Below are 23,798 nucleotides of genomic sequence, written 5' to 3' on the forward strand. Positions count from 1 at the left end.
AATTAGGCCCTTTTCACTTCATCATGTGATGATTTTTTAGTGAGTTTTTCTCGCAGACTAAATACCACAACAAAGAAGACAGGTATAAAGAATATCGCTAAAGCGGTAGCAGTGAAGACACCACCAAAAACACCGGTTCCTATAGCGTTCTGACTACCAGAACCTGCACCGGTGGCGATCATGAGGGGTAACACACCCAACATGAAAGCAAGTGATGTCATGATGATAGGACGCAGCCGCATTCTGACCGCTTCCATCGTGGCATCAATTAATGACATGCCGTCTTCGTACAGTGCTTTTGCAAACTCAACAATAAGAATCGCATTTTTGGATGCGAGACCAATCGTGGTTAGCAGGCCTACCTGAAAGTACACATCATTTGATAAGCCGCGCGCCATGGTGAATAGCACCGCTCCGATAATACCTAATGGTATAACCATCAGTACTGAGAACGGCACCGACCAACTCTCATAGAGGGCTGCCAGGCATAAGAACACAACCATAATAGAGATAGCATAGAGCAGCGGTGCCTGATCGCCGGATTCACGCTCCTGATAGGACTGTCCGGTCCATTCATACGCAAAGCCGGAGGGAAGCTTGGCGACTAACTCTTCCATGGCTTTCATCGCATCACCTGAACTGACACCTGGCGCGCCTTCACCTTGAATATTCACTGAAGAGACACCGTTGTAGCGCTCAAGTCTCGGTGAGCCATATATCCAACGCCCTTCAGACAGAGAACCCAGTGATACCATTTCATTATCATCATTACGAACATACCATTTTGAGACATCTTCAGGCATCATCCGATAAGGTGCATCGCCTTGTACATAGACTTTTTTGACACGACCATTATCAATAAAGTCGTTAACATAGGTAGATGCCCAAGCGGTATTAAAGGTTTGGTTAATTTGATTTAAGTCCACTCCAAATGCCGCGGCTTTGGTATGGTCCACATCAATCTTGAATTGCGGTGTATCTTCCTGACCATTCGGTCTGACACCGGTTAGGCGTGGATCCTGTGCGGCCATACCCAGTAGTTGATTTCTGGCATTCATCAACGCAGCATGGCCTTGGCCACCCACATCTTTTAGCTGTAAATCAAAACCACTGGCATTACCCAGTTCGGTGATAGATGGGGGAATGATGGGGAAAATCATGGCATTCTTAATGGACGCAAAATATTGAAAGGCGCGTCCAGCGACCCCTTGCACACTCAACTCCTGACCGGGACGTTCATCCCAAGGTTTCATATCGGTGAAGGCCATACCATTATTCTGGCCACGACCAGCAAAACTGAAGCCGATGATCGAGAAAACGGAGTTCACACTGTCTTTCTCTTGATCTAGGTAATAGTCTTCAATTTTATTCATCACTTCAGCTGAGCGTTGTTTTGATGCATTGGCTGGTAATGTCATTAAAGTAAACATCGTGCCCTGATCTTCTTCAGGTAAGAAAGAGGTCGGAAGCTTGGTGAATAAAACCGCCAATACACCTACGATCAATAAATAGATCACCATATATCTGCCAGTACGGTGAATCATGTGACCGACAGAACTTTGGTATTTATTTGTTGCCCGGTTGAAGTTGCGGTTAAACCAACCGAAGAACCCTTTTTTATCATTGTGTTCGTCATCGCCTGCTCTGAGTAATGTGGCACAGAGGGCTGGTGTCAGTGTTAGTGCGACGAGTACCGATAAGGCCATGGCAGAGACGATCGCTACCGAGAACTGTCGGTAAATAACACCGGTCGAACCACCAAAAAAGGCCATTGGTATAAATACTGCTGAGAGTACCAAGACAATACCGACTAAAGCACTGGTGATCTGATCCATCGACTTTCGGGTCGCTTCACGAGGGGATAGCCCATCCTCATGCATTACCCGTTCTACGTTTTCTACCACAACGATGGCGTCATCAACCAACAAACCAATCGCTAACACCATGGCAAACATCGTCAATGTATTGATACTGAAACCGAAGGCGAACAGCACAGCAAATGTACCTAACAAAACAATTGGCACGGCAATAGTCGGAATCAACGTGGCCCGGATATTCTGCAAGAATAAATACATCACCAGGAACACTAAAACGATCGCTTCGATTAAGGTGTGAATAACATTTTCTATAGAGATTCTGACCGAAGGTGTCGTATCGTAGGGATAAACCACTTGTAGGCTGTTTGGAAAATAAGGCGATAATTCGTCAATACGCTCACGAATTTTTTGGGCTGTTTCCAGCGCATTTGCGCCTGAAGCTAAGTTAATACCAATACCGGCAGCGGGTTGTCTATTATATTCAGTTTCAAATTGGTAATTCTCACCACCCAATTCAATACGAGCCACATCAGACAGTTTGATACGTGATCCATCCTCATTCACTCGCAAGATGATTTGGCCGAATTGTTCCGGTGTTTCCAGTTGAGTCTGCACAATAATACTGGCATTAAACTCTTGCCCTTTTACGGCAGGTGCACCGCCAAGTTCACCGGCGGCGATCTGCACATTTTGGGCACTGATTGCACTGGTTACATCAGTCGTCGTCAGTTTGTAATGTGCTAATTTATCGGGGTTAAGCCAGATGCGCATGGCATATTGTGATCCAAAGACCTGAATTTGACCCACACCATTTATACGACTCAATGGATCTTTAATATTAGCCGAAACATAGTCAGCAATATCGTATTTATCCATGCTGCCATCATCAGAATAAAAACCAAGCACCATCAAAAACGCCGCACTTGACTTAGTGACTTCAATACCCTGGTTTTGCACGGCTTGGGGCAGCAACGGCATGGCAGATTGGAGTTTGTTCTGAACCTGTACTTGGGCAATATCGGCATCGGTTCCGGGATTAAAGGTGACCGTTAAGGAGCCTGCACCTGAGGAGTCACTGGTGCCTGACATATAGAGAACGTTATCAATCCCCGTTAGGTTTTGTTCGATCACCTGAATAACGGTGTCCTCAACCGTTTTAGCAGAAGCACCAGGATAGGCAGTACTGATTTCTACTGAGGGTGGGGCGACCGTCGGATATTGGGATATCGGTAATTGAACAATGGAAATTATCCCTGCCAACATAATAATGATGGAGATTACCCAGGCAAAAACAGGGCGATCAATAAAAAATCTAGCCATGATTACGCTCCGTTACCTGCCGTTTGTAAGGTATTGTTATCAATCTTCACTGGTGCATCTGGTGCGACTTTTTGCAGGCCTTCAACAATGATTTGATCGCCGGCAATGAGTCCTGACTTCACAATCCAGTCGTCATCAATAGCCCTGTCCAGTTCCAGTTGACGTAGCTCTACTTTATTTTCTTTGTTGACCACCAAAGCCGTGGCATTACCTTCACGGTCAAACGTGATGCCTTTTTGTGGTGCCAGGATGACGTTGTCCAGCTTCCCTTCTTCAATCGTGGCTTTCACGAACATGCCGGGCAAGAGCAGCTTATCTGGGTTTGGCATAATGGCCCTCAATACCACATCACCTGTAGTTGGGTCTACATTGGCCTCGGCAAATTGTAAGGTGCCAGTTTCTGAGTAAGGACTGCCATCTTCCAGTGTCAGAGTGACTTTAGGGGCTTTCTCTTTGTTTATCTGACGGGCAATGATTCGCTTACGTAAATCCAGTAGGTGTTTCGATGGCTGTGAAATATCAATGTATATTGGGTCGAGCTGGTTGATGGTGGTCAATACAGCAGCTTGTTGTGCGGTTACCAAGGCACCTTCAGTGAAGTTAGACTTACCTATCTGACCTGATATGGGAGCATAGACATGAGTGTAGTTCAAATTGGTCTCTGCCGTCTTTAATGTGGCTTCCTGCACTTTGATATCCGCTTCTGTTTGCTGATAAGTGGCTAAGGCATCATCGTAATCTTGCTGACTGATGGCATTATCAGCAAGCAGATTTTTGTATCTGGCTTCTTTAGACTTCGCTGTCTGGAAAGCAGCCTTGGCTCGCATTAATTGTGCTTTAGCATTGGCCACCTCAGCTTGATATAAAGCGGCATCAATTTGATATAGCTGCTGACCTTCTTTTACTTGAGCGCCTTCTTCAAAAAGACGTTTCTCGATAATCCCATTCACCTGTGGGCGGACTTCAGCTTGTCTGAAAGCTGTAGTCCGAGCAGGTAATACACTGCGTAATGTTACTTTTTGTGGTGCCAGCGTGACCACATCCACATGACTGGTTTGCTTCTGGCCTGCCTGGCCAGCTTGCTGTTGTTGGTCAGACTGACATGCTGTTAATACAAGCAATACAGACAATGTTATGACACGAAGAAAAGAAGGTGAGATTTTCATTAATAACTCCATTATTGAGTCTCAATTTTTGACGTTGATATGGCATTCCATGAAGCATCCAACATGGTATTCAGATCATCCGGGGATATTTTGATAGTGCCTCGAAGCTGTTGCCCTGCAAGGTTGACATAGGGCTCTATACCAAAGCTGCTCAGTACGTCATTGGGTAAATTTTTCAAGATGCCTTGTTTACGACCTTGTTCATATAAGTCAGAAAGTGGCTGTAATTGACGCCAAGTGTCTTCATAAAGATCATCCAGTACGTTTTCAGGCAGGTGATCGAATTGAGGCTTACACAAAGTCATGCACTTATTATTTAGAAAAAATTGCCATAGCCGTATACATAGCTCCCGATACTGTTGCTCTAGTGGCAGAGTGGTATCGTGACTCTCAAAAATAGCGTCTGCGACTGTGCTAATGATGTTGCTGTGTAAACTGACGATTAACTCATCTTTGTCTTTGAAATACAGGTACACAGTACCTGCCGCAACCCCGGCTTCTGCGGCAAGCTGCTTTATAGAAAAACCATGGAATCCTTTTGTAGCTAATAGCTTTAGCGTTGCCGATAAGATGGCTTGATGTTTATCCTTTGATGAGGATGCACACATGAGTTTTACCCATAAAATGAATGAACGTTCATTCATTTTATGGGTAAAACCCTTTTTAGTAAAGTGTCATTTTGTGATGCTTATCTAACTATTCAGATTTGACCGCGTTACGGAGATTTTGTAAACGCGCAATATCAGCATCGAGCTCTAATGCTAATAGAGCACGTTGATAGGCCAGATCAGAGTGCTTTTCAACACACTCTGCAAAGCAGTCAGGGGAGATTTGTTTTAAAGCGAGTAATGATTTTTGTAGGCGTAGATGAATTTCCAGCATACCAGCACCATCTCTACTGATGGGGAGGAATATATCGTCAAATAAACTATCGAGTTTGACTTCCGGCATGCGTACATAAGGGTAGGCAATATTGTCATTTGAATCGTCAAGTTTTTTATGATCACACCAGAGTGATAGTACTCTCACAGCACGACTCAATATATCGATGGCTGTTCCAGGATCATTAACAGCAGGAGACAGGGCTCTTGATGCAATCTCAGCTAATACGGTGAATCCAAAGCGGGGGTCCTGATCAAATGATCTCAAGTCATTAATGGACAGGGCTTTGATGACGGTTTCATCAATTGAATCAGACTGTTTACCATCATAATAAGCGACAGCTTCACCGGGATGAACAAAATGCCCAGGCTCGATGTATAAACAAATTTCAGTTTCATTAGACTCGGCACAACGATTTAATCCGCCTAAATCGATGTGTTCAATATATCCCACCTTGTTAATATAAACTGCATTCTTGCCTTTCTTAGGTGGATTTTCTTTATCTAAGCGTTTTGCACCAAGACATGGATAGTCAATACGCTGTTTCATGGCTTGGGTGAGAGCATCTTCCACACGATTCGTGGTTTCACTCAACCGGCCTAACAATGATAGGTGTTCAATCCAACGTAGTATAGTGACAACGATGAGGATGATAACGCCGATAGTGACGGTGAAGAGAATCAAACGTCCATTTTCACCATATACATCAGTGCTTAACGCGATAATACCGACCAAACTATATAAAAAAGAACCAATGAAGGTGGCCAGCACATTTTGTGTGGTTGAGTCCTGCCTGACCAATTGCGTTGCTCGTGGTGTCGCACTTGAACTTGCAGCGGTATAGGCAGAGACCATGACACTGAGGGAAAAGGTGGTCACGGCAAGCATGCTGGAAGCCAGAATATTGAGAATGCCACGGACGGCTTCCGAACCAATTTCAAAGGGTAGTGGACTCTCAATTAAAGACTGCACAGGAATGGCAATGAGTGCCGTTACGATGGCGAGTACAGCGAATAGTGATGCCCTCAACCATAAAGTTCTCGTTAGTTGAGTTAACAACCATCGCCATTTCGAAATCATTGTTTGTCCTTATATCAGCTTCATTTCAGCATAATGAAGCAATTACCCTTAGGCAACTCTGCAGGCAAAAAAACCGATGTCTAAGCATCGGTTTTTTTCAGGGCTTAATTCGTTTCTATGGTGAGAAAGATGAACCACAACCACAAGTTGTTGTGGCATTGGGGTTACGTATAACAAATTGAGAGCCTTCAATACCGTCTGTGTAATCAATCTCTGCGCCAACCAAGTATTGATAACTGGCTGGATCAATAAGCAAAGTGACACCGCTTTTTTCAACTTGTGTATCACCATCGCTGACATCTTCTTCGAAGGTAAAACCATATTGAAAGCCTGAGCAACCGCCGCCAGTAATGAATACACGTAATTTGAGTTGTTCATTACCTTCTTCAGCAATAAGATCGCTGACTTTTGCTGCCGCTGCCTCAGTAAAGATAATTGGGCTGGGCATTTCGCTTGTCATGTCATCACTCCGATAAATGGTTAATTAATAGCCATTATCCAATTCTGACTAAATTAGTCAAGATTTAGCTTTTTTGCTCAAGATGGAATGACTCATTTTCATCAAATACTTCATGCTCAACGTTCAGTATGTCTTCTTCTTCGTCCTGAGCACGAATTAAGTGACCGTTCACTTCACTACCCATTGCCATCTCAATCATGCGGTAATAAAGGTTGCCATTGATACGCGCCTTTGGTGCAAGCTCAACATGTTCGGAGGCAAAAACATTGCCATTTATTTCGCCATTGATAATCAGATTAGGCACGCGAACCTCGCCTTCAATCTTACCTTGGTCACTGATGGTGAGTAGTGAGGAATCTTCGTTGGCGATAATCGAACCTTGAATACTGCCGTCAATGCGTAAACCACCACTGAAATGAATATCACCTTTTATGTGAGTATCACGACCAATTAATGTATCGATACGTGTGGTTGTTTTTTTCTTTTTTGGTTTATCTTTTTTAAACATGATCAACCTCGTTTATGGCAGGGGCGGCGTGACTTCCCAGTTAAAAGTACGTGTAGTGAGTGTTTTTTTACCTTGTTTTAACTCAATTTTCAGGCTTTTGGGTTGTTCATTCTGTTCTATGTTCAATGTGCCTTCAAGCACTTGCACGTGTTTTAACTTTAACCCATGTGTGTTGATTAAGCGGGGGGGCTTTATCGTCATTGAATTGAAGCGCTACCAAGACATCACCCTTAATGGCTTTGGAAATTTTTTTCCCTTGAGTAATCACAATTCGGTAGAAATACTGGCTTGGATTATCCGGATTTGGCCTCAGGTGAAGTTCACGAATCTGAAGTTCACTACTGGCATTACCCTGGGTAATATTCTGGTAGAACAATAATTCTTTATTCAACTCGATAACTTGATTTTGTAGTTTTTCCAAGTTCGATTGAAGCTGCGAATCAGTGGCATCCTGCATAGCCTGCATTCTTGAAATGTCATTGACCTGAGCGGTGAGCAACTTATTTTGTTCGAGTAAATTCTGGTTTTCTGCGTGTAGCTGTTCGTTTTGTTCTTTCAATGCAGTGATTTGAGCATTTTGCTCATTCTGCCATTGCGTGGTCCAGTACCACAGTAATGCTGCTGATATTGCCAAAGTTATTAGCAATATCAACAAGGTACGATAAGGACGTCTATGATGAATTACATAGGGTTTATCAATCATCAGGGCATCATCGCAATAACATTAATCCCTGTTTTTTCATCAAGGCCAAACATGATATTCATATTATGGATTGCCTGGCCTGAAGCACCTTTCACCAGGTTGTCGATGACTGAAAGTACCACCACCGTATCACTATTTTGTGGCTGGTGAACGGCGATACGACACACATTACTACCTTGTACACTACGTGTTTCCGGCATTGAGCCGTGAGGCATGACATCAACGAATGGTTCATTCGCGTAACGATCTTCAAATATTTTTTGTATATCCACATCCTGTGTCGTTAGACGACCATATAACGTGGCATGAATACCTCTGACCATTGGCGCTAGATGAGGAATAAACGTCAAATCCACTTTACGCTGACAATGCTCTGACAATACCTCGCGAATTTCAGGTAAGTGACGATGGCCATTGACACCATAAGCCTTAAAGCTGCCACTGGTTTCTGCCATTAACATGGGAATGGCTGCTTTTCTGCCAGCACCACTGACACCGGTTTTGGCATCGGCAATTAAATGCATCGGGTCAATTAACCCTGCTTCCAGTAATGGTAAAAAGCCTAGTTCAGTAGCAGTAGGATAGCAGCCGGGCACAGCGACTAATTGTGCATTTCTAATCTTGTCACGATTTAACTCTGGTAAACCATAAACAGCCTGTTCAAATAACTCAGGACAAGTGTGCTTGGTGTTGTACCACTGTTCCCAAACAGCCACATCATTTAATCTGAAGTCTGCAGACAGGTCGATAACTCGGGTATGTCGTTTGATTAGTTCGGGTACCAGAGCCATTGCCACTGTATGTGGTGTAGCAAAAAACACGACATCGCATTGAGCAAGAATATCAGGATCCGGTTCTGAAAAAGCGATATCAACGTGACCACGTAAGTTAGGAAAGAGATCGCTGACCGGCATGCCCGCTTCACTTCGCGAGGTGATAACCTCAAGTGATACGTCCGGGTGATTCGCAAGTAATCTGAGTAGTTCAACACCTGTATATCCGGTGCCACCAACAATGCCGACTTTGATCATAAGTTACTCTGTCGTCCGATAATAAAGACCAACATGATAAAAGAGCCCAAGCCAAAGCGAAAGTCTGTATCACCGATTATTGATTGAAAAGTTGTTCCAGACGGCTCTTTTGTTGGATGTATATAGCCGTTGGGTACGGATGGTTATCAGTAAATTGCAGCTGATTGATATAAACAGGATAGTTCTGGTTATTTTTTCTTAAGCTTTGAATAAATTGGCGTACTTGATCAAATAATGCCTCATCGTCTGCAAGCCCTTCGAACCATTTTTTACCACACATGATAGTGCAGGCAGCATCTAAAGCTGGGCTGGCCATATTCACTTGTACCGGTAAAAATCCTTGTGATGTCGATTGTTGGGCGATGGCATTGATTTTCCAGCCTTGCTGACTGTGACTCAGCAAATAGAAGCGGATATGTTCAAATTTATTCACGGTTTTAATGTGTGAGATAAACACATTGAGGTGACTCATAAGTGTGGATTCACTGAGATGCTGAACCTGTTGTCGAATAAGGTTGGCATATTCATCTATGAGGTAATACACCACGGTATTTTGTTTAAGATAGAGAAAAATACTGACCTGTTTTGTTGACTGATACTTTAACAGGGTATTGAGAAGTTGATCCTTATCGAGATAGCTATCCAAAGCCTGAGCAGTGAAGATTGTTGTATTATCAGCAAGGTGTTGCCAAAAACTCTGTGATAACGGACGTCTGACATATTCAACTTGCTCATCGTGCCATTGAAGTTGATAGGGACGGTCAGCCAGGTTAAGCAAAAACTTACCCTGATCCGGGTGCTGTTGATAATGTCGGCAGACTTGAGTCAGTAAAGCTTCCAAGCGCTGGTTTATGGCTTTTTCAAATCCAGGTGTTGGGCACCAGCTACTGATCTTCGGTGTCTTTGCTGGCCGCCACAATAATAGACTGGTTAACAAATCAAGAATGGCTGTTTGGCCCTGATAGAAGCCACTATAGATTTGACCATGGCTGGAAATGAATAAACAATCAACACTTAATATTAAACTCTCTTTAAAAGAGCTGTAGTTGAGCGGATCATTCTGTTTGCTGGAAAGCTGAAGCCCTTGTTGCGAGAGCTTATTACTTGGTTGCTGCTCCAAGTTAGGAAAGACGAGTACCTGTTCAATGCTTTCTATTTCAGTCACCGTAGTACGAACTGTTGGAATATCTAAATCCGACATACCCTGACTGATTAGGTGCTTGCTCATTTCGATAACGGCAGAGGTCGTATACTTTTGATGTTGATCTGTCACACTCAGCCAATTGGTTTTAGCAAGCAACTGGTGATTAATAGCCCAGCTTATGACATCGATGAGTTGAGGATGCTGATATAAACCTGTTCTGGCATTGTCAGAGAGTGGCGACTGACTGAGTAACCAGTCCTGCTGCTCTTTGAACCGGTATAAAAATAACCTGTTCTCACTCGGTTCTGGACGCAAAGCTCGTGGCAACATGGGGATTTGATTGCCTGTCGGTTGAAAACGTAAACGGTATAACTGATTTAAATACGCCGTCTCATTATGGGTATCCAATTGCTCAGATTGGCAATAATGCTGCAAAGCCTGTAGCAAGGATTGAACAACAGTAGCTAAGTTTTCAAACCAGGCCTGACTATTGTTGATATTCAGGCGACGAGTATCCAGCTTTTGTAATTGTGTCGCTGGCCATTGCCACTGGCTGGTCAATTGTTTTACACATTCTCTACGCCAAAGGTGTGGAGGATGTTTGACCTCTATGGAGAGTGCTTCCTGACTTTCTATGTAAACTATTTCTCTAGCTATTTGTTTATTGGCGTCAGTAGCATAGATCTCAATCAGTGCCAATTTCAGGGCTTGGATATCAAGTGCGGTGAAAGCCTGCTCACCACGGTAAATCGTCTGTTTTAACAGGTGAGATAACGTCGGCAATGATCTGCCTGGTTCTAGCAATAGAGCAATATAGAGTAGATCAAGTGTCGCATGACCTATCAGTAGAAATTGCTGACATGCTTCGAAAGATTTTTTAAATACGGCATTTTTATCAATAGATTCAGCTGGGCCAAAATCAACGAGATTATATTGTTTAAATTTAGCCTGGGTTTTGAACTCATCAACAATGAGATGATGATCAGTCTGTTCTTCATGCGTTAACAACCACCAGTATGGTTCACAACCTGCCAGCACTATACCTTGCGTATAGAATTCTTCCTTTTGCCAGTCCGTTAGCGCAGTATCGTTGGTCAATGCTTTCTCGGTGATTAATTGCGCATTCAGTATCAATCCGTTCTCTGCACACCACTCAGTGATGGCGTCTAACTTTTTTGCAGTTGATGTCGTTGTTCGATACTTAATAAATCAGAGCAAAGTAACCATAATTCGAATTCGGTTTTGTCTGAGTAGCTGAAGTAGTGATGAGGATGGAGAAGATAAAGACCACGCAATGGATAACGACGCAGAGCGCGTGCACGATGACTAAAGCTACGGTTCAGTTGTTGTGCTTGGCTTATCGTATCCTGAGAAGGACGGTAATCAAGTAAGCCGGCTGGCACATCATCACTAATATACCCTGGCAATAGCTTGGAGTTGATATGTAGAAATAATGGCAGTAATTGGAAAATTAACGCCTGCCGAGCAGGCGCCAATTCGATTAAGTGTTGGAAGCGCTGATAATTTAGCGATTGGAATAAACGATAAGCCTCAACGCGATCCACAAAAAGTCCACGTGTATTTAGTGTCTAAAATGACGCATGCCAGTAAATACCATGGCAATACCATGTTCATTGGCAGCGGCAATGACTTCGTCATCACGCATTGAGCCGCCCGGTTGAATCACCGCTTTAATACCGGCAGCAGCGGCGGCATCAAGCCCGTCTCTAAACGGGAAGAATGCGTCAGACGCCATCACGGCACCCGGCACAGTCAGACCTGCATCTTCCGCTTTAATACCCGCAATGCGGCTGCTGACAACACGGCTCATTTGACCGGCGCCGATGCCCACTGTTTGCTGGTTTTTAACATAAACAATCGCATTTGATTTCACAAACTTAGCCACACGCCAAGCAAATAATAAGTCGGCCATTTGCTCTTCGGTTGGCGCCTGTTCTGTGACTACTTTCAGGTCAGCTTTTTGTACTAGCGCTTCATCACGATCCTGAACTAATAAACCGCCATTAACCCGTTTGTAATCCAGACCCGTTTCAGTATTGCTGACAAACTCACCACACGCTAATAAACGCACATTGGCTTTTTGCGCCACAATGGCTTGTGCTTCATCCGTGATAGATGGTGCAATGATGACCTCAACAAACTGACGGTCAATAATGGCTTTTGCTGTATCGGCATCTAATGGACGGTTAAATGCAATGATGCCACCGAATGCTGAAGTAGGATCTGTTTCGTAGGCTAAATCATAAGCTTTAAGTAAGCTATCAGATACCGCCACACCGCAAGGGTTGGCATGTTTAACAATCACACAGGCCGGTGCTTCTGGGAATGCTTTGACACATTCAAGCGCAGCATCAGTGTCGGCAATGTTGTTATATGACAGTTCTTTACCCTGCAACTGTGTGGCTGCACTGATGGTGCCTGAAGCAGGATTTGCTTCAGTGTAGAAAGCGGCATTTTGATGCGGGTTTTCACCGTAACGCATATCTTGTTTTTTCACGAACTGGCTATTAAAGGTGCGTGAGAAAGTGGCTTTTTCATCACCCGTTAATTTACCCAGATAGTTAGCGATAGCACCATCATAATGGGCTGTGTGTTCGAATGTTTTAACCGCTAAATCGAAACGGGTTGCATCATCTACTCCACCATTGGTTTCGATTTGTGCCACAACGTTGGCGTAATCTGCAGGATCAATCAATACCGTCACATCAGCATGGTTTTTAGCGGCTGCACGTAACATGGTTGGGCCACCGATATCGATATTTTCAATGGCCATCGGTAAGGTACAGTCATCACGCGCAATGGTGGCTTCAAACGGATAAAGATTGACCACAACCAGATCAATCGGCGCGATATCATGCTCTGTCATGATGGCATCATCTTTGCCACGACGACCGAGTAATCCCCCATGAATTTTAGGGTGTAATGTTTTGATGCGGCCATCCATCATTTCAGGAAAGCCAGTATGTGAAGACACTTCTTTTACAGGCAGACCTGCTTCAGCTAATAATTTTGCTGTACCGCCAGTAGATAGCAGTTCTACACCTAACTTGTTTAATTGCTGGGCAAGTTCAAGCACACCTGTTTTGTCAGATACGCTCAATAAAGCACGTTTGATTTGATTCATTGAAAATCACTTCCAGGAGATAAAAAATCGATTTATAAGCCGTATTGCTTGAGTTTTTTACGTAATGTGCCACGGTTAATACCGAGAATTTCCGCTGCACGGCTTTGGTTACCATTGGTATGTTCTAGTGTTGCTTTAAGCAGAGGCACTTCGACTTCCGTCATTAACATTTCATACAAATTGGCCGCAGGATGGCCTTCGAGTTGCTCAAAATAATCGGCCAGAGCACGTGATACACACACACTAAGTGGCGCCGTTGTCTGCTCAGCCGCGACAGCTAGCTCTGCGCATGTTGTTTTATCTTTGGCTAGCGGTTGAGTCATGCGGCTTGTATATCCTGTTGTTCTTGTAGTTGATCAAAAAACTGACGTGTAAAGTCTACTTGTTGCTGCGGCGATTCGAGTAAATTCATTTCCTGACGGAAGGCATTTCCATTACGTAAACCTTTGCTATACCAAGCAATATGTTTGCGTGCCATTCTCACACCTGAATAATCACCATAAAATTCGTACAGGTTTTCTAGATGCTCAATCAAGATCTGACGAATCTCTGCAAGAGAAGGAGATGATAACAGTTTGTTATGCTCAAGGTAATGGAGAATTTGTCTAAAAATCCATGGGTTACCCTGTGCCGCCCGGCCAATCATTAAACCATCGACACCTGTTTTATTGAGGACTTCAGCGGCTTTAAGTGGGGAATCGATATCACCGTTGGCAATAATGGGGATTGAAGTGATCGAGGCTTTTATTTCTGCAATCGTGTCGTATTCGGCTTCGCCTTTGTAGGCATCAGCCCGTGTTCTGCCATGAATGGCTAAGGCTTGTATGCCTGATTGTTCCGCAATTCGAGCAATGGTTAATCCATTGCGGTTATCTCTGTCCCAGCCGGTGCGAATTTTTAGTGTGACAGGGACATCTACGGCATTCACTACTGACTCAAGAATGTTGGCAACGAGGGATTCATCTTGTAACAAGGCCGAGCCCGCCATGACATTACAGACTTTTTTGCAGGGCAACCCATATTGATATCGATAATATGCGCACCTTGATCCACATTATGCTTTGCAGCTTCAGCCATCATGACCGGATCGGCACCAGCGATCTGCACACTTCGGGGTTCAGGCTCACCAGCATGATTCGCTCTTAATAAGGATTTTTTACTGGCCCACAAGGCTTTGTTAGCTGTAATCATTTCTGATACAGCCATGCCAGCGCCCAAGCGACGACAAAGCTGGCGGAAGGGACGATCTGTTACACCTGCCATGGGAGCCAGAAATAAATTATTGGGTAAGAGATATGGCCCGATGGCGATGGTTTTACCGAGCATGACGTGTGCCGTTTAATCGAATCCAATCTTCTTTGATAACTGCTGGCTGCATATCAAACCAGGCTTGATAGCTTTCAGATACTTCCTCTGCTTGTACTTGTAAGATGCCTGACAAGACAATCTCTGCATTGGGCTTGGTGAGGTTAGCAAACAGTGGTGCCAGGGTTTGCAAGGGACCAGCAAGAATGTTGGCCAGCAATAAATCACACGGTTCATCCGGACAATCGCCGGGTAAATAGGCTTCGATTTCGACGCCATTTCGCGCCGCATTGGCACGTGTCGCTTCAAGCGCCTGAGGATCGGTATCGACACCAATGACTCGCTCAGCACCCAGCAGTGCTGCCGCAATCGCTAAAATGCCACTACCACAACCATAATCAATGACGTATTTACCTTTAAGATCGGCCTGATCTAACCAGTTCAAACATAAAGCGGTAGTGGGGTGTGTACCTGTACCGAACGCCAAACCAGGATCGAGCATAATATTAACCGCATCAGCTGCGGGGGGTATGCCAGCTAGGACATATCCACAAACGCTCGCCAAACTGGATAGGATGAAAGTTATCCATCCACTCTCTTTCCCAGTCTTTGTCTTCAACAGCTTCTACCCGATAAGACGGCGGATCGGTTATCAGTGTTGATAACATATTGCCGACGTCATCTGGATTCGTTTCAGCGTCAAATAACGCCACAATCCGAGTGGCTGTCCACAGTGGGGTCGTCCCTAGATCTGGTTCATAGATAGGTTGATCCGCATCATCTTCAAATGTGACAGCGACTGCACCACACTCTGAAAATGCATCAGACAAGGCATCTGCCTTGTCTGATGTGGTGTTACAAATAAACTGAATCCAGGCCATAGTGATTACAGACCCAGTTTCTTTTCGAGGTAATGAATATTGGTACCACCCGTTTGGAAGTGGGTGTCATCCATGATGTCACGTTGTAATTCAACGTTGGTTTTAATGCCTTCAATACCAATTTCTTTTAACGCTGTTTGCATACGGGCAATCGCGATATCACGCGTTTTACCATAGGCGATCATTTTACCAATCAGCGAGTCATAATTAGGTGGAACACGATAACCACTGTAAATATGAGAGTCCATACGGATGCCGGCACCGCCTGGTGCATGATACGAGGTTATTTGTCCCGGGCTAGGCATAAATGTACGAGGATCTTCTGCATTGATACGACATTCAATGGCATGACCGCGCATGACAATGTCTTCTTGTTTAATAGAGAGTGGCTCACCTGCCGCAATACGGATTTGCTGTACCAGTAAGTCAACATCCGTTACGCGTTCAGTGACCGGATGTTCTACCTGGATGCGGGTATTCATCTCGATGAAATAGAATTCACCATCCTGGTAGAGAAACTCAAAGGTACCTGCACCACGGTAACCAATACGTACACAGGCTTCCGCACAGATCTTACCCATGCGGTCACGCATTTCTGGGGTGATACCAGGAGCAGGTGCTTCCTCGACCACTTTTTGATGGCGACGTTGCATTGAGCAGTCACGTTCACCTAAGTGGATAGCATTACCATGTTGATCGGCAAGTACCTGAAATTCAATATGGCGAGGGTTTTCCAGGAATTTCTCCATATAAACCATACCATTACCAAAGGCCGCTTTCGCTTCACTACGAGTTAATGCAATGGCGTTAAGTAAATGTGCTTCGCTGTGAACTTCACGCATACCGCGACCACCGCCACCGCCAGCGGCTTTGATTATGATGGGATAGCCTATTTCACGAGCCAGACGTAAGTTGGTTTCATCGTCATTGCCAAGCGGACCATCAGAGCCTGGTACACAAGGCACGCCAGCTTCTTTCATGGCTTTGATTGCTGACACTTTATCGCCCATTAAACGGATAGTTTCAGCACGTGGACCAATAAAAATAAAGCCGCTTTCTTCAACACGCTCTGCAAAGTCAGCATTTTCAGATAAGAAGCCATAACCTGGATGGATAGCGGTGGCATCAGTGATTTCTGCAGCACTAATTAAAGCTGGAATGTTCAGGTAGCTTTCATTCGACGGGGCAGGGCCAATACATACTGTTTCATCAGCCAGTAAAACGTGTTTTAGGTCACGGTCAACAGTTGAGTGAACCGCCACTGTTTTAATGCCGAGTTCCCAACAGGCCCGCAAAATACGCAAGGCGATCTCGCCTCGGTTAGCAATAACAATTTTATCGATCATAATTTGGTTTAATCCACAATTCAGAGTGAGCAATAGCTATTTAACGAATAGCCCGCGTTACTGTTATTCGATAATGACTAGTGGCTCATCAAACTCAACAGGATCACCATTTTCAACCAGAATAGCTTTTACTGTGCCACTGCGATCAGCTTCGATTTGATTGAACATTTTCATCGCTTCAATAATGCAGATGACATCGCCAGCCGAAACGGATTGTCCAACTTCAACAAAAGGCGCAGCTTCCGGAGAAGATGAGCGATAAAATGTACCAACCATAGGTGAACGCACGGCATTGGCTTCATTTACAGCGCTGCTTGTTTCTGCAACAGCTGGCGCGGCTGCAGGTGCTGCTGGTGCGGGAGCCGGAGCGGCATAGTGTGTCGGTGCTGGCGTGCTGTAAGAAATAGCAGCTGAATGTTGATTACGACTAATGCGTACAGACTCTTCACCTTCTGAAATTTCAATTTCAGATACGTCAGATTCCTGAATCAAATCAATCAGTTTTTTAATTTTACGAATGTCCATGCTAAAACCTTATATTTAGTCGTTATGAGTTTAGTTGTTTGATTGCGGCAGCCAAAGCTAATTCATAGCCTTGAGTGCCGAGCCCGCAAATCACACCGACTGCTATATCTGACAGGTAGGAGTGATGGCGGAATGTCTCGCGCGCGTGAATATTAGAAATGTGTACTTCGATGAAAGGAATTTTGACCGCAGATAAAGCATCACGTAAAGCCACGCTGGTGTGTGTGAATGCCGCTGGATTAATGATGATAAAGTCAGCCTTCCCTTGAACTGCATGAATTTTATTAATCAGTTCGTGTTCTGCATTGGATTGAAAAAAATCGAGTTGATGTGAAGCTGTTTTTGCGATGACATCCAGGCGTTGGTGAACATCGGCCAGCGTATCTGCACCATAATGTTCGGGCTCGCGTGTCCCAAGCAGATTGAGATTGGGGCCGTTAAGCACAACAATATTCGCCATTACGATCCTTCAATTAAGGGTCAAAGATAATAGGCGGAATTGTGCACCAGCAGACTGATGATGTCCAGTTTGTCGAAATAAAAAGCGGCTTTTTGTTGCTATTTTCGCCGAAAAGACGGCTTTCTGAGCATTTCTATGGTTGACTCGCCATTTGGCGAATATGGTCTAAAAAGGTGTCGGCTTTCACAAAGCCAACAAGTCGGTGTTGTGACAGTTCTTGGCCTGTTTTATCGAAAAACAGCATGGTGGGAGGTCCAAACACACGCAGTGCTTTGAGCATTTCTTGATGCACTTGTGTATTTTCTGTCATATCCAGTTGCAGTAATGTGTAGCCTTTCATTGCTGCAAGCACGTCAGGATCTTGGAATGTTGTTCTTTCCATGGTTTTGCATTCCGTACACCAGTCAGCATAAAAGTCCAGCATTATGGGTTGTGTTGTGGATGCGAGACGTTGGTTAAGCTCGTCGAGATCAGCAATTTGAGTAAAAGCAAGGTGCTGAGTTTCTGCTGATTTGCCTGAGCTACTGACTATGCCGTGGAGAGGTTGCCAAACGTTTTGACTACCACTTGCACCGCCTACCATAAGCAATGTGCCATATATAAAGAGTATTAAGCCCAGTCCTTTATTAAGCTTGTTGAAATCTGTTGCATCGATATCAAGTCGGTTAAATGCACCAAGATAGACAGCTGAAACGATCAATAAGCCTCCCCATAAGCTCATGGTCAGCCAGCCGGGAATGATCCGTTCCAGCATCCAGATAGCTAAACCGAGCAGCAGTACACCAAAAATTGATTTGATAAAAAGCATCCAGTTACCGGCTTTGGGTAGGAGCTTACCGGCAGAGGTACCAATAATCAGAAGCGGTATACCCATGCCGATACTGAGCGAGAACAAGGCGAGACCGCCGAGAACAGGATCAGCATGCTGTCCGATAAAAATTAAGGTTCCGGCCAACGGTGGAGCCAGGCAGGGACCAACAATCAAGCCTGACAATAAACCCATTATGGCCACGCCCATCAATTTGCCACCTTGTTGTTTGTGACTGAGTTGATGTAAGCGATGCTGTACTGAGTGAGGAAGTTGCAGTTCGTATAAACCAAACATGGATAAAGCGAGGATAACGAATAGCGCACTAAAGGCGCTGATAATCCATGGGTTTTGGAACATCGCTTGTAAATTTTCACCCAACAAGCCTGTCACGACACCAGCGATTGTATAAGTGACAGACATGGCCAACACATACACTAATGATAAGGTGAAGGCTCTGCGTGTAGTGATATGCTCTCCCTCACCGACAATGATGCTGGATAAGATTGGGATCATTGGGAAAATGCAGGGTGTAAATGCCAGTAGCAGACCCAGACCGATAAAACCAAGGATGATTTGCCCCAGATTTTCCTGCTCGAGTTTTTGAGCGATACGGTCTTGCTCGGTAAGTTGGCTGGCAGCAGGCGGGTTGATACCTTGAATATCTTGTTCTACAGCGCCACTTATGGCGGGTAAAGCCAGGTCAATTTGTTGTTCGGAAGGCGGATAACAGATGCCAAATTTTTCAGAGCACCCCTGGAAAAGGGCCTTCAAGGTGAAGGTCACGGCTTCCTCAGGTCGTTGCTTTATCGGAATAATGACAGATAGGGCGTCATGATAAACTTCGACCAGACCAAAGGTCTCATCCTGTTTGTTTTCTCCTGCAGGAAAACTGATGTTGCCAAGCTTTATCTTGTCATTGCCGATGACATCAAACTGTAGTTTATCGCGGTATAGGTAGTTACCTTCCAGCACCTTCCAATGCGCCAAAATACTGTTGGCATCATTCACTTCTGCTCGAAATTGAAACGCCTCTTCTACAAGCGGTGGTACATCGTCGTTGTTACTTAAACCTAGACCATCAAAAAGGCTGCTGCGCGCATGTGCATTAAAAACAGTTAACAGAAGTATAAAAAATAAAAATTTTTTCATCAGTCTCAAATGCTTGTCAGAAGGTTGTATAACTAGACAATCATAGCAGGCAATAGTTACATCAGTCTTGTTTGGGGTATGCCTTGTGTCACATTGCTGTAATAATTGCGCCGTTTTGGGTCGTTAAAAACGGAATCATCGTGGAAATCAAAGACATCCATAAAATTGAAAAACAGGCTTATAAAAAGAGTCATGGCGAATTAACCAGAATCGGCATGGCCCTTTTTTTATGGTGGCCGTATTAGGGTATAGCTTCATCACCAGTGGTGGTGTGCCTAATAATCTTTTTCTGGCGATAGCCACTGTTTTTGGCGCCTATATGGCCATGAATATTGGTGCTAATGACGTAGCCAATAATGTGGGCCCTGCGGTTGGTTCCAAAGCATTGACGATGACCGGCGCTATCATTATCGCGATGATCTTCGAGGCGAGTGGTGCCATCATTGCTGGTGGTGATGTGGTTTCTACGATTAAAAACGGCATCATCGATATCGATAAGTTTGGTCAGCAGAGTGACACCTTTATCTGGGCCATGATGGCAGCCTTATTAGCGGCTGCACTTTGGTTGAATATGGCGACTTTTGCTCGGGCACCCGTCTCCACCACACATTCCATTGTCGGTGGGGTAATGGGGGCCGGTATAGCTGCCGCTGGATTTGAGATAGTGAACTGGGGCACGATGGGCGCCATTGTAGGATCGTGGATCATATCCCCTGTGATCGGTGGTGTCGTTGCTGCTGCCTTCTTATTTGCCATCAAAAAAACCATTATTTTTCAAGAAAATAAAATAGCTGCATCACTGAAATGGGTGCCCGTTTATGTCTCGATAATGGCATGGGCTTTTGTGACGTATTTGGTGTTAAAAGGGCTGAAGCATATATGGCCGAAATTCTTAACCCTAATCAATGACTGGTTCTTCACCGTAGAAATCGTTGACAAACCAACTATGCTGCAAGCATCAACCATCGGCTTGATTGTGGCGATTATTTCATTTTTTCTAGTCAAAGCCTCGTTGCGCCGTCGTTTGCCGAAATTAAACAATGATCGTGAAAGCATCAATATCCTGTTTACTATTCCGCTGATTTTTGCCGCAGCCTTATTGAGCTTTGCGCATGGTGCGAATGACGTTGCGAATGCGATTGGCCCGCTTGCGGCTATCCATGATGCCGTAATGACAGGAGGCATTAATGCTAAAGCCGGTATACCTTTTTGGGTAATGGCCGTAGGTGCTTTTGGTATTGCACTTGGCTTGGGACTCTATGGCCCGAGATTGATTCGCACAGTAGGCGGCGAAATCACTGAGCTCGATCAAATGCGTGCCTTTTCAATCGCCATGGCTGCTGCCATCACAGTGATTATTGCCAGCCAGCTTGGCTTACCGGTCAGCTCTACACATATTGCTATTGGTGGTGTGTTTGGGGTCGGTTTTTTACGAGAATGGATGGACAAATCGAGTAGTTTAAAGCAGGAAATTGAGCGAGATAAACAAGAAATACAGGAAGAGAAGCGTTTATTGAGTGCCTTACGTAGCGAGCTCAATATGCTTTTGGATAAAAAACAAAAATCAGCCGCAGACTACCAGCGCATTACGCAGTTATACAGCTCGATTGATCGTGAAAAAGATACGCTGAAAAAAGCGAAGAAAGTGCTGAAGAAAGAAAAGAAAAGCTTATATGTCAAACGTGACATTGTCAGAAAAATTATTACAGCTTGGTTAATTACGGTGCCAGCGGCAGCTGTTTTATCGGCGTCATTATTTTATATGATCAAAGGAATTATGAATTAAAACAGGGATGTATGTTCTGACATAAAACTGTCATATAGCCACAGCTTCTGTTAAGAATCTGTGGCTTTTTTTGTTTTTTGATGGGTTTAATCCGTTGTTATGACAATAAAAATCACGCTTGTTACTAAAATGTCATAATTCAGCGGTAAGATAGTTATTAATTATCGAAGCAAATAGTTGGACGAATATTATGGCTACAAGCGTATTAGTGGTTGAAGATGATGCTGCCATCAGAGATATGTTGTCGTTTACCCTTAAGCAAGCAGGTCTGAGCTGTGTCTCAGTAGGTGATGCCGAGTCAGGTCTGGATGTCTTAAAAAATGATCAACCGGACATGATTTTATTGGATTGGATGTTACCCGGCATTGATGGCATAGAATTTATTCGTCGATTGCGTGCAAATGAGTTCCTGGCGAATATTCCAGTCATTATGCTTACCGCTAAAGGTGAAAGTGAAGATATGGTCAAAGGCCTGGCGGTAGGGGCTGATGATTACGTCAACAAACCTTTTTCTCCCCTGAGTTGATTGCTCGCATCAAAGCGGTCTTGCGTCGTTGCCTGCCACCTGAAAATGAAGATGCTCAGAAGTTACAGTTTGCGAATTTGGTACTGGATACAAAAAGTCACCGGGTGACGGTAGATGATGTGCGTGTTGAGTTAGGCCCAACTGAGTTTCGTTTACTGCACTTTTTTATGAAAAACCCTGAACGCGCGTATGGCCGATCACAGTTACTCGATTACGTTTGGGGCGATACGGTATACATTGAAGAACGCACAGTCGATGTCCATATTCGCCGGTTACGTAAAGCGCTGGAACCAACGGGGCATGACCAGTTTATCCAGACTGTCAGAGGTGTTGGCTATCGTTTTTCAGTCGATTAAGCGACCTGAATCATGCAATGGGATAATTGGCGACTGCTAACGCTTGTCAGTCTGGCAGGTTTTGTTGGACTTTTGTTTGGTCAAATGATGGCTTTTATGTTTGTGGCCTCTTTGGCTTATGCTTTGTGGCTGCAACATAATTGGTACAAGCTCTGGTATTGGTTGCAAAAACCTAAAAAGCGGCGCTCCCCCAGCGCGGAAGGCGTAATTGATGATGTGTGTCGTCAAATAGAACAAATGCGCCAACAAAACAGCAATCGTAAGAAAAAAATGACCGACTACCTCAAGCGGTTTCAGTCGGCTACCGCTGCCTTACCAGATGGTATTGTTGTGTTGGGAGAGTATGGCGAGGTGGATTGGGCTAATCAGGCCGCCCGGGAATTGTTGGGTGTGCGCTGGCCGCGCGATAATCATGTCAGGATTAATAATCTGATTCGCGAGCCTGCTTTTCAACAGCTTCTGGAAAATCATATTCATCTGGGCGGCACAGCAACAGTCAAATCACCCCTAAACGAAGATATTCAACTAGAGGTGAAATTAGTCAACTACATGGGATCAGGCCGATTATTGATTGCTCGTGATATCACCCAAACAATCAAGCTACAGCGAATGCGGCGTGACTTTGTTGCCAATGTATCGCATGAACTAAAAACCCCGTTAACCGTATTGCGTGGATACCTAGAAGCATTCACAGAGGACACGGATTCGGAGCAGTGGAAGATGGCCCTCCCTGCTATGCGCCAGCAAAGTGAGCGCATGCATATGATGATCAAAGATTTATTGGTCTTATCGCAACTGGAAACAGGGGAGAAGTCCTTACGTAGAGTGCCAACGGATGTAGAAAAATTACTGCATTCAATTATCGAAGATGCCAAAGCATTGGAACACTTTCATGACCATCAATTTAGCCTCAACCTAGAAACAGATAAATGGCTTGTATGTGATTTAGGCGAAGTACGCAGCGCAGTATCAAATCTGGTCTTCAATGCTGTGAAATACACGCCAGCAGGATGCGCAGTGACACTGAGTTGGTGTGAAACTGACAATGGCGTGTGCATTGAGGTGGCTGATGAAGGTGAAGGGATTGCTGCGCATCATCTGGAGCGATTAACAGAACGATTCTATCGTGTTGATAAAGGTCGAAGTAGTGACGCCGGTGGCACAGGACTTGGGCTTGCCATAGTAAAACATGTGCTTCAGCGGCACGGTGCGAAGCTCATCATCAACAGCGAGCTAGGTAAGGGGAGCAGTTTTAAGTGCTGTTTTCCTGAAACATCTGCGGTGGAGAAAATTCCGGTCTAAGTCACTGGCAAGCAAACAATATTGCCGTTGTAACACAGTTGTCATATTACTTTCATATGCTTGTCACACGAAAAACTCATACTACCTAGCGCTTA

Annotated in this window: 18 protein-coding genes and 4 pseudogenes; 3 read left to right on the forward strand and 19 right to left on the reverse strand. The window is 44.5% G+C overall.

What is annotated here, in order from left to right:
* Positions 1-2: 2 nt before the first annotated feature.
* The 19 genes and pseudogenes from QUE24_RS08615 to dsbD all read right to left on the reverse strand — a co-directional run bounded on the left by QUE24_RS08615 (position 3) and on the right by dsbD (position 19,733).
* The gene (locus tag QUE24_RS08615; RefSeq protein WP_286303452.1) at positions 3-3,137 is read right to left on the reverse strand and encodes an efflux RND transporter permease subunit; all 3,135 of its coding nucleotides are present in this window, start codon (positions 3,135-3,137) and stop codon (positions 3-5) included.
* Between the two features lie 2 nt (positions 3,138-3,139).
* The gene (locus tag QUE24_RS08620) at positions 3,140-4,303 is read right to left on the reverse strand and encodes an efflux RND transporter periplasmic adaptor subunit (RefSeq protein WP_286303453.1); all 1,164 of its coding nucleotides are present in this window, start codon (positions 4,301-4,303) and stop codon (positions 3,140-3,142) included.
* 11 nt (positions 4,304-4,314) lie between these two features.
* Positions 4,315-4,947 (reverse strand): TetR/AcrR family transcriptional regulator, encoded by a 633-nt coding sequence (locus QUE24_RS08625; RefSeq protein ID WP_286303454.1) that lies wholly within the window; start codon positions 4,945-4,947, stop codon positions 4,315-4,317.
* 52 nt (positions 4,948-4,999) lie between these two features.
* The gene (locus tag QUE24_RS08630) at positions 5,000-6,265 is read right to left on the reverse strand and encodes a DUF2254 domain-containing protein (RefSeq protein ID WP_286303455.1); all 1,266 of its coding nucleotides are present in this window, start codon (positions 6,263-6,265) and stop codon (positions 5,000-5,002) included.
* A gap of 115 nt (positions 6,266-6,380) precedes the next feature.
* On the reverse strand, positions 6,381-6,725 hold the full coding sequence (erpA, locus tag QUE24_RS08635; RefSeq protein WP_286303456.1) for an iron-sulfur cluster insertion protein ErpA: 345 nt from the start codon (positions 6,723-6,725) through the stop codon (positions 6,381-6,383).
* 64 nt (positions 6,726-6,789) lie between these two features.
* Positions 6,790-7,233 (reverse strand): bactofilin family protein, encoded by a 444-nt coding sequence (locus tag QUE24_RS08640; RefSeq protein WP_286303457.1) that lies wholly within the window; start codon positions 7,231-7,233, stop codon positions 6,790-6,792.
* 12 nt (positions 7,234-7,245) lie between these two features.
* Complete coding sequence (locus QUE24_RS08645) at positions 7,246-7,380, reverse strand: hypothetical protein (protein ID WP_286303458.1); 135 nt, start codon at positions 7,378-7,380, stop codon at positions 7,246-7,248.
* Positions 7,367-7,936, reverse strand: a complete 570-nt coding sequence (locus QUE24_RS08650; RefSeq protein WP_286303459.1) for a DUF6776 family protein — start codon at positions 7,934-7,936, stop codon at positions 7,367-7,369. The genes QUE24_RS08645 and QUE24_RS08650 overlap by 14 nt, the downstream gene beginning before the upstream one ends.
* Positions 7,936-8,967 (reverse strand): N-acetyl-gamma-glutamyl-phosphate reductase, encoded by a 1,032-nt coding sequence (gene argC / locus QUE24_RS08655; protein ID WP_286303460.1) that lies wholly within the window; start codon positions 8,965-8,967, stop codon positions 7,936-7,938. The genes QUE24_RS08650 and argC overlap by 1 nt, the downstream gene beginning before the upstream one ends.
* A gap of 76 nt (positions 8,968-9,043) precedes the next feature.
* Positions 9,044-11,245: a class I adenylate cyclase domain-containing protein gene (locus tag QUE24_RS08660; protein ID WP_286303461.1), complete on the reverse strand. Its 2,202-nt coding sequence runs from the start codon at positions 11,243-11,245 to the stop codon at positions 9,044-9,046.
* Positions 11,246-11,277: 32 nt separating this feature from the next.
* Positions 11,278-11,676, reverse strand: coding sequence for a hypothetical protein (locus tag QUE24_RS08665; RefSeq protein WP_286303462.1), 399 nt, complete (start codon positions 11,674-11,676; stop codon positions 11,278-11,280).
* A 17-nt stretch (positions 11,677-11,693) separates the two neighbouring features.
* On the reverse strand, positions 11,694-13,256 hold the full coding sequence (gene purH, locus QUE24_RS08670) for a bifunctional phosphoribosylaminoimidazolecarboxamide formyltransferase/IMP cyclohydrolase (protein ID WP_286303463.1): 1,563 nt from the start codon (positions 13,254-13,256) through the stop codon (positions 11,694-11,696).
* A 32-nt stretch (positions 13,257-13,288) separates the two neighbouring features.
* A complete protein-coding gene (fis, locus tag QUE24_RS08675; RefSeq protein WP_286303464.1) occupies positions 13,289-13,579 on the reverse strand; it encodes a DNA-binding transcriptional regulator Fis in 291 nt (96 codons plus the stop codon).
* Positions 13,576-14,582, reverse strand: a pseudogene (gene dusB / locus QUE24_RS08680) (tRNA dihydrouridine synthase DusB). The gene fis and the pseudogene dusB overlap by 4 nt, the downstream one beginning before the upstream one ends.
* Positions 14,572-15,442 (reverse strand): annotated as a pseudogene (gene prmA, locus QUE24_RS08685) (50S ribosomal protein L11 methyltransferase). The pseudogenes dusB and prmA overlap by 11 nt, the downstream one beginning before the upstream one ends.
* Before the next feature lie 5 nt (positions 15,443-15,447).
* Entirely contained in the window at positions 15,448-16,788 is a 1,341-nt protein-coding gene (accC, locus tag QUE24_RS08690; RefSeq protein ID WP_286303465.1) for an acetyl-CoA carboxylase biotin carboxylase subunit, read from the reverse strand.
* 63 nt (positions 16,789-16,851) lie between these two features.
* Positions 16,852-17,313 carry an acetyl-CoA carboxylase biotin carboxyl carrier protein gene (gene accB, locus QUE24_RS08695; protein WP_286303466.1) on the reverse strand — a complete coding sequence of 154 codons (462 nt, stop codon included), beginning with the start codon at positions 17,311-17,313 and terminating at the stop codon, positions 16,852-16,854.
* 22 nt (positions 17,314-17,335) lie between these two features.
* Positions 17,336-17,773: a type II 3-dehydroquinate dehydratase gene (gene aroQ / locus QUE24_RS08700; protein ID WP_286303467.1), complete on the reverse strand. Its 438-nt coding sequence runs from the start codon at positions 17,771-17,773 to the stop codon at positions 17,336-17,338.
* Between the two features lie 133 nt (positions 17,774-17,906).
* Positions 17,907-19,733: a protein-disulfide reductase DsbD gene (gene dsbD, locus QUE24_RS08705; RefSeq protein ID WP_286303468.1), complete on the reverse strand. Its 1,827-nt coding sequence runs from the start codon at positions 19,731-19,733 to the stop codon at positions 17,907-17,909.
* A 140-nt stretch (positions 19,734-19,873) separates the two neighbouring features.
* Between dsbD and QUE24_RS08710 the strand changes: the two are divergent.
* The 3 genes and pseudogenes from QUE24_RS08710 to phoR all read left to right on the forward strand — a co-directional run bounded on the left by QUE24_RS08710 (position 19,874) and on the right by phoR (position 23,703).
* Positions 19,874-21,519: pseudogene (locus QUE24_RS08710) on the forward strand (inorganic phosphate transporter).
* A gap of 190 nt (positions 21,520-21,709) precedes the next feature.
* A pseudogene (gene phoB, locus QUE24_RS08715) lies at positions 21,710-22,401 on the forward strand (phosphate regulon transcriptional regulator PhoB).
* A 12-nt stretch (positions 22,402-22,413) separates the two neighbouring features.
* Positions 22,414-23,703, forward strand: coding sequence for a phosphate regulon sensor histidine kinase PhoR (gene phoR, locus QUE24_RS08720; RefSeq protein WP_286303469.1), 1,290 nt, complete (start codon positions 22,414-22,416; stop codon positions 23,701-23,703).
* Positions 23,704-23,798 lie beyond the last annotated feature (95 nt).

Origin of the sequence: Methylophaga marina, assembly GCF_030296755.1 — a bacterium.
GTDB classification, from domain to species: Bacteria; Pseudomonadota; Gammaproteobacteria; order Nitrosococcales; family Methylophagaceae; genus Methylophaga; species Methylophaga marina.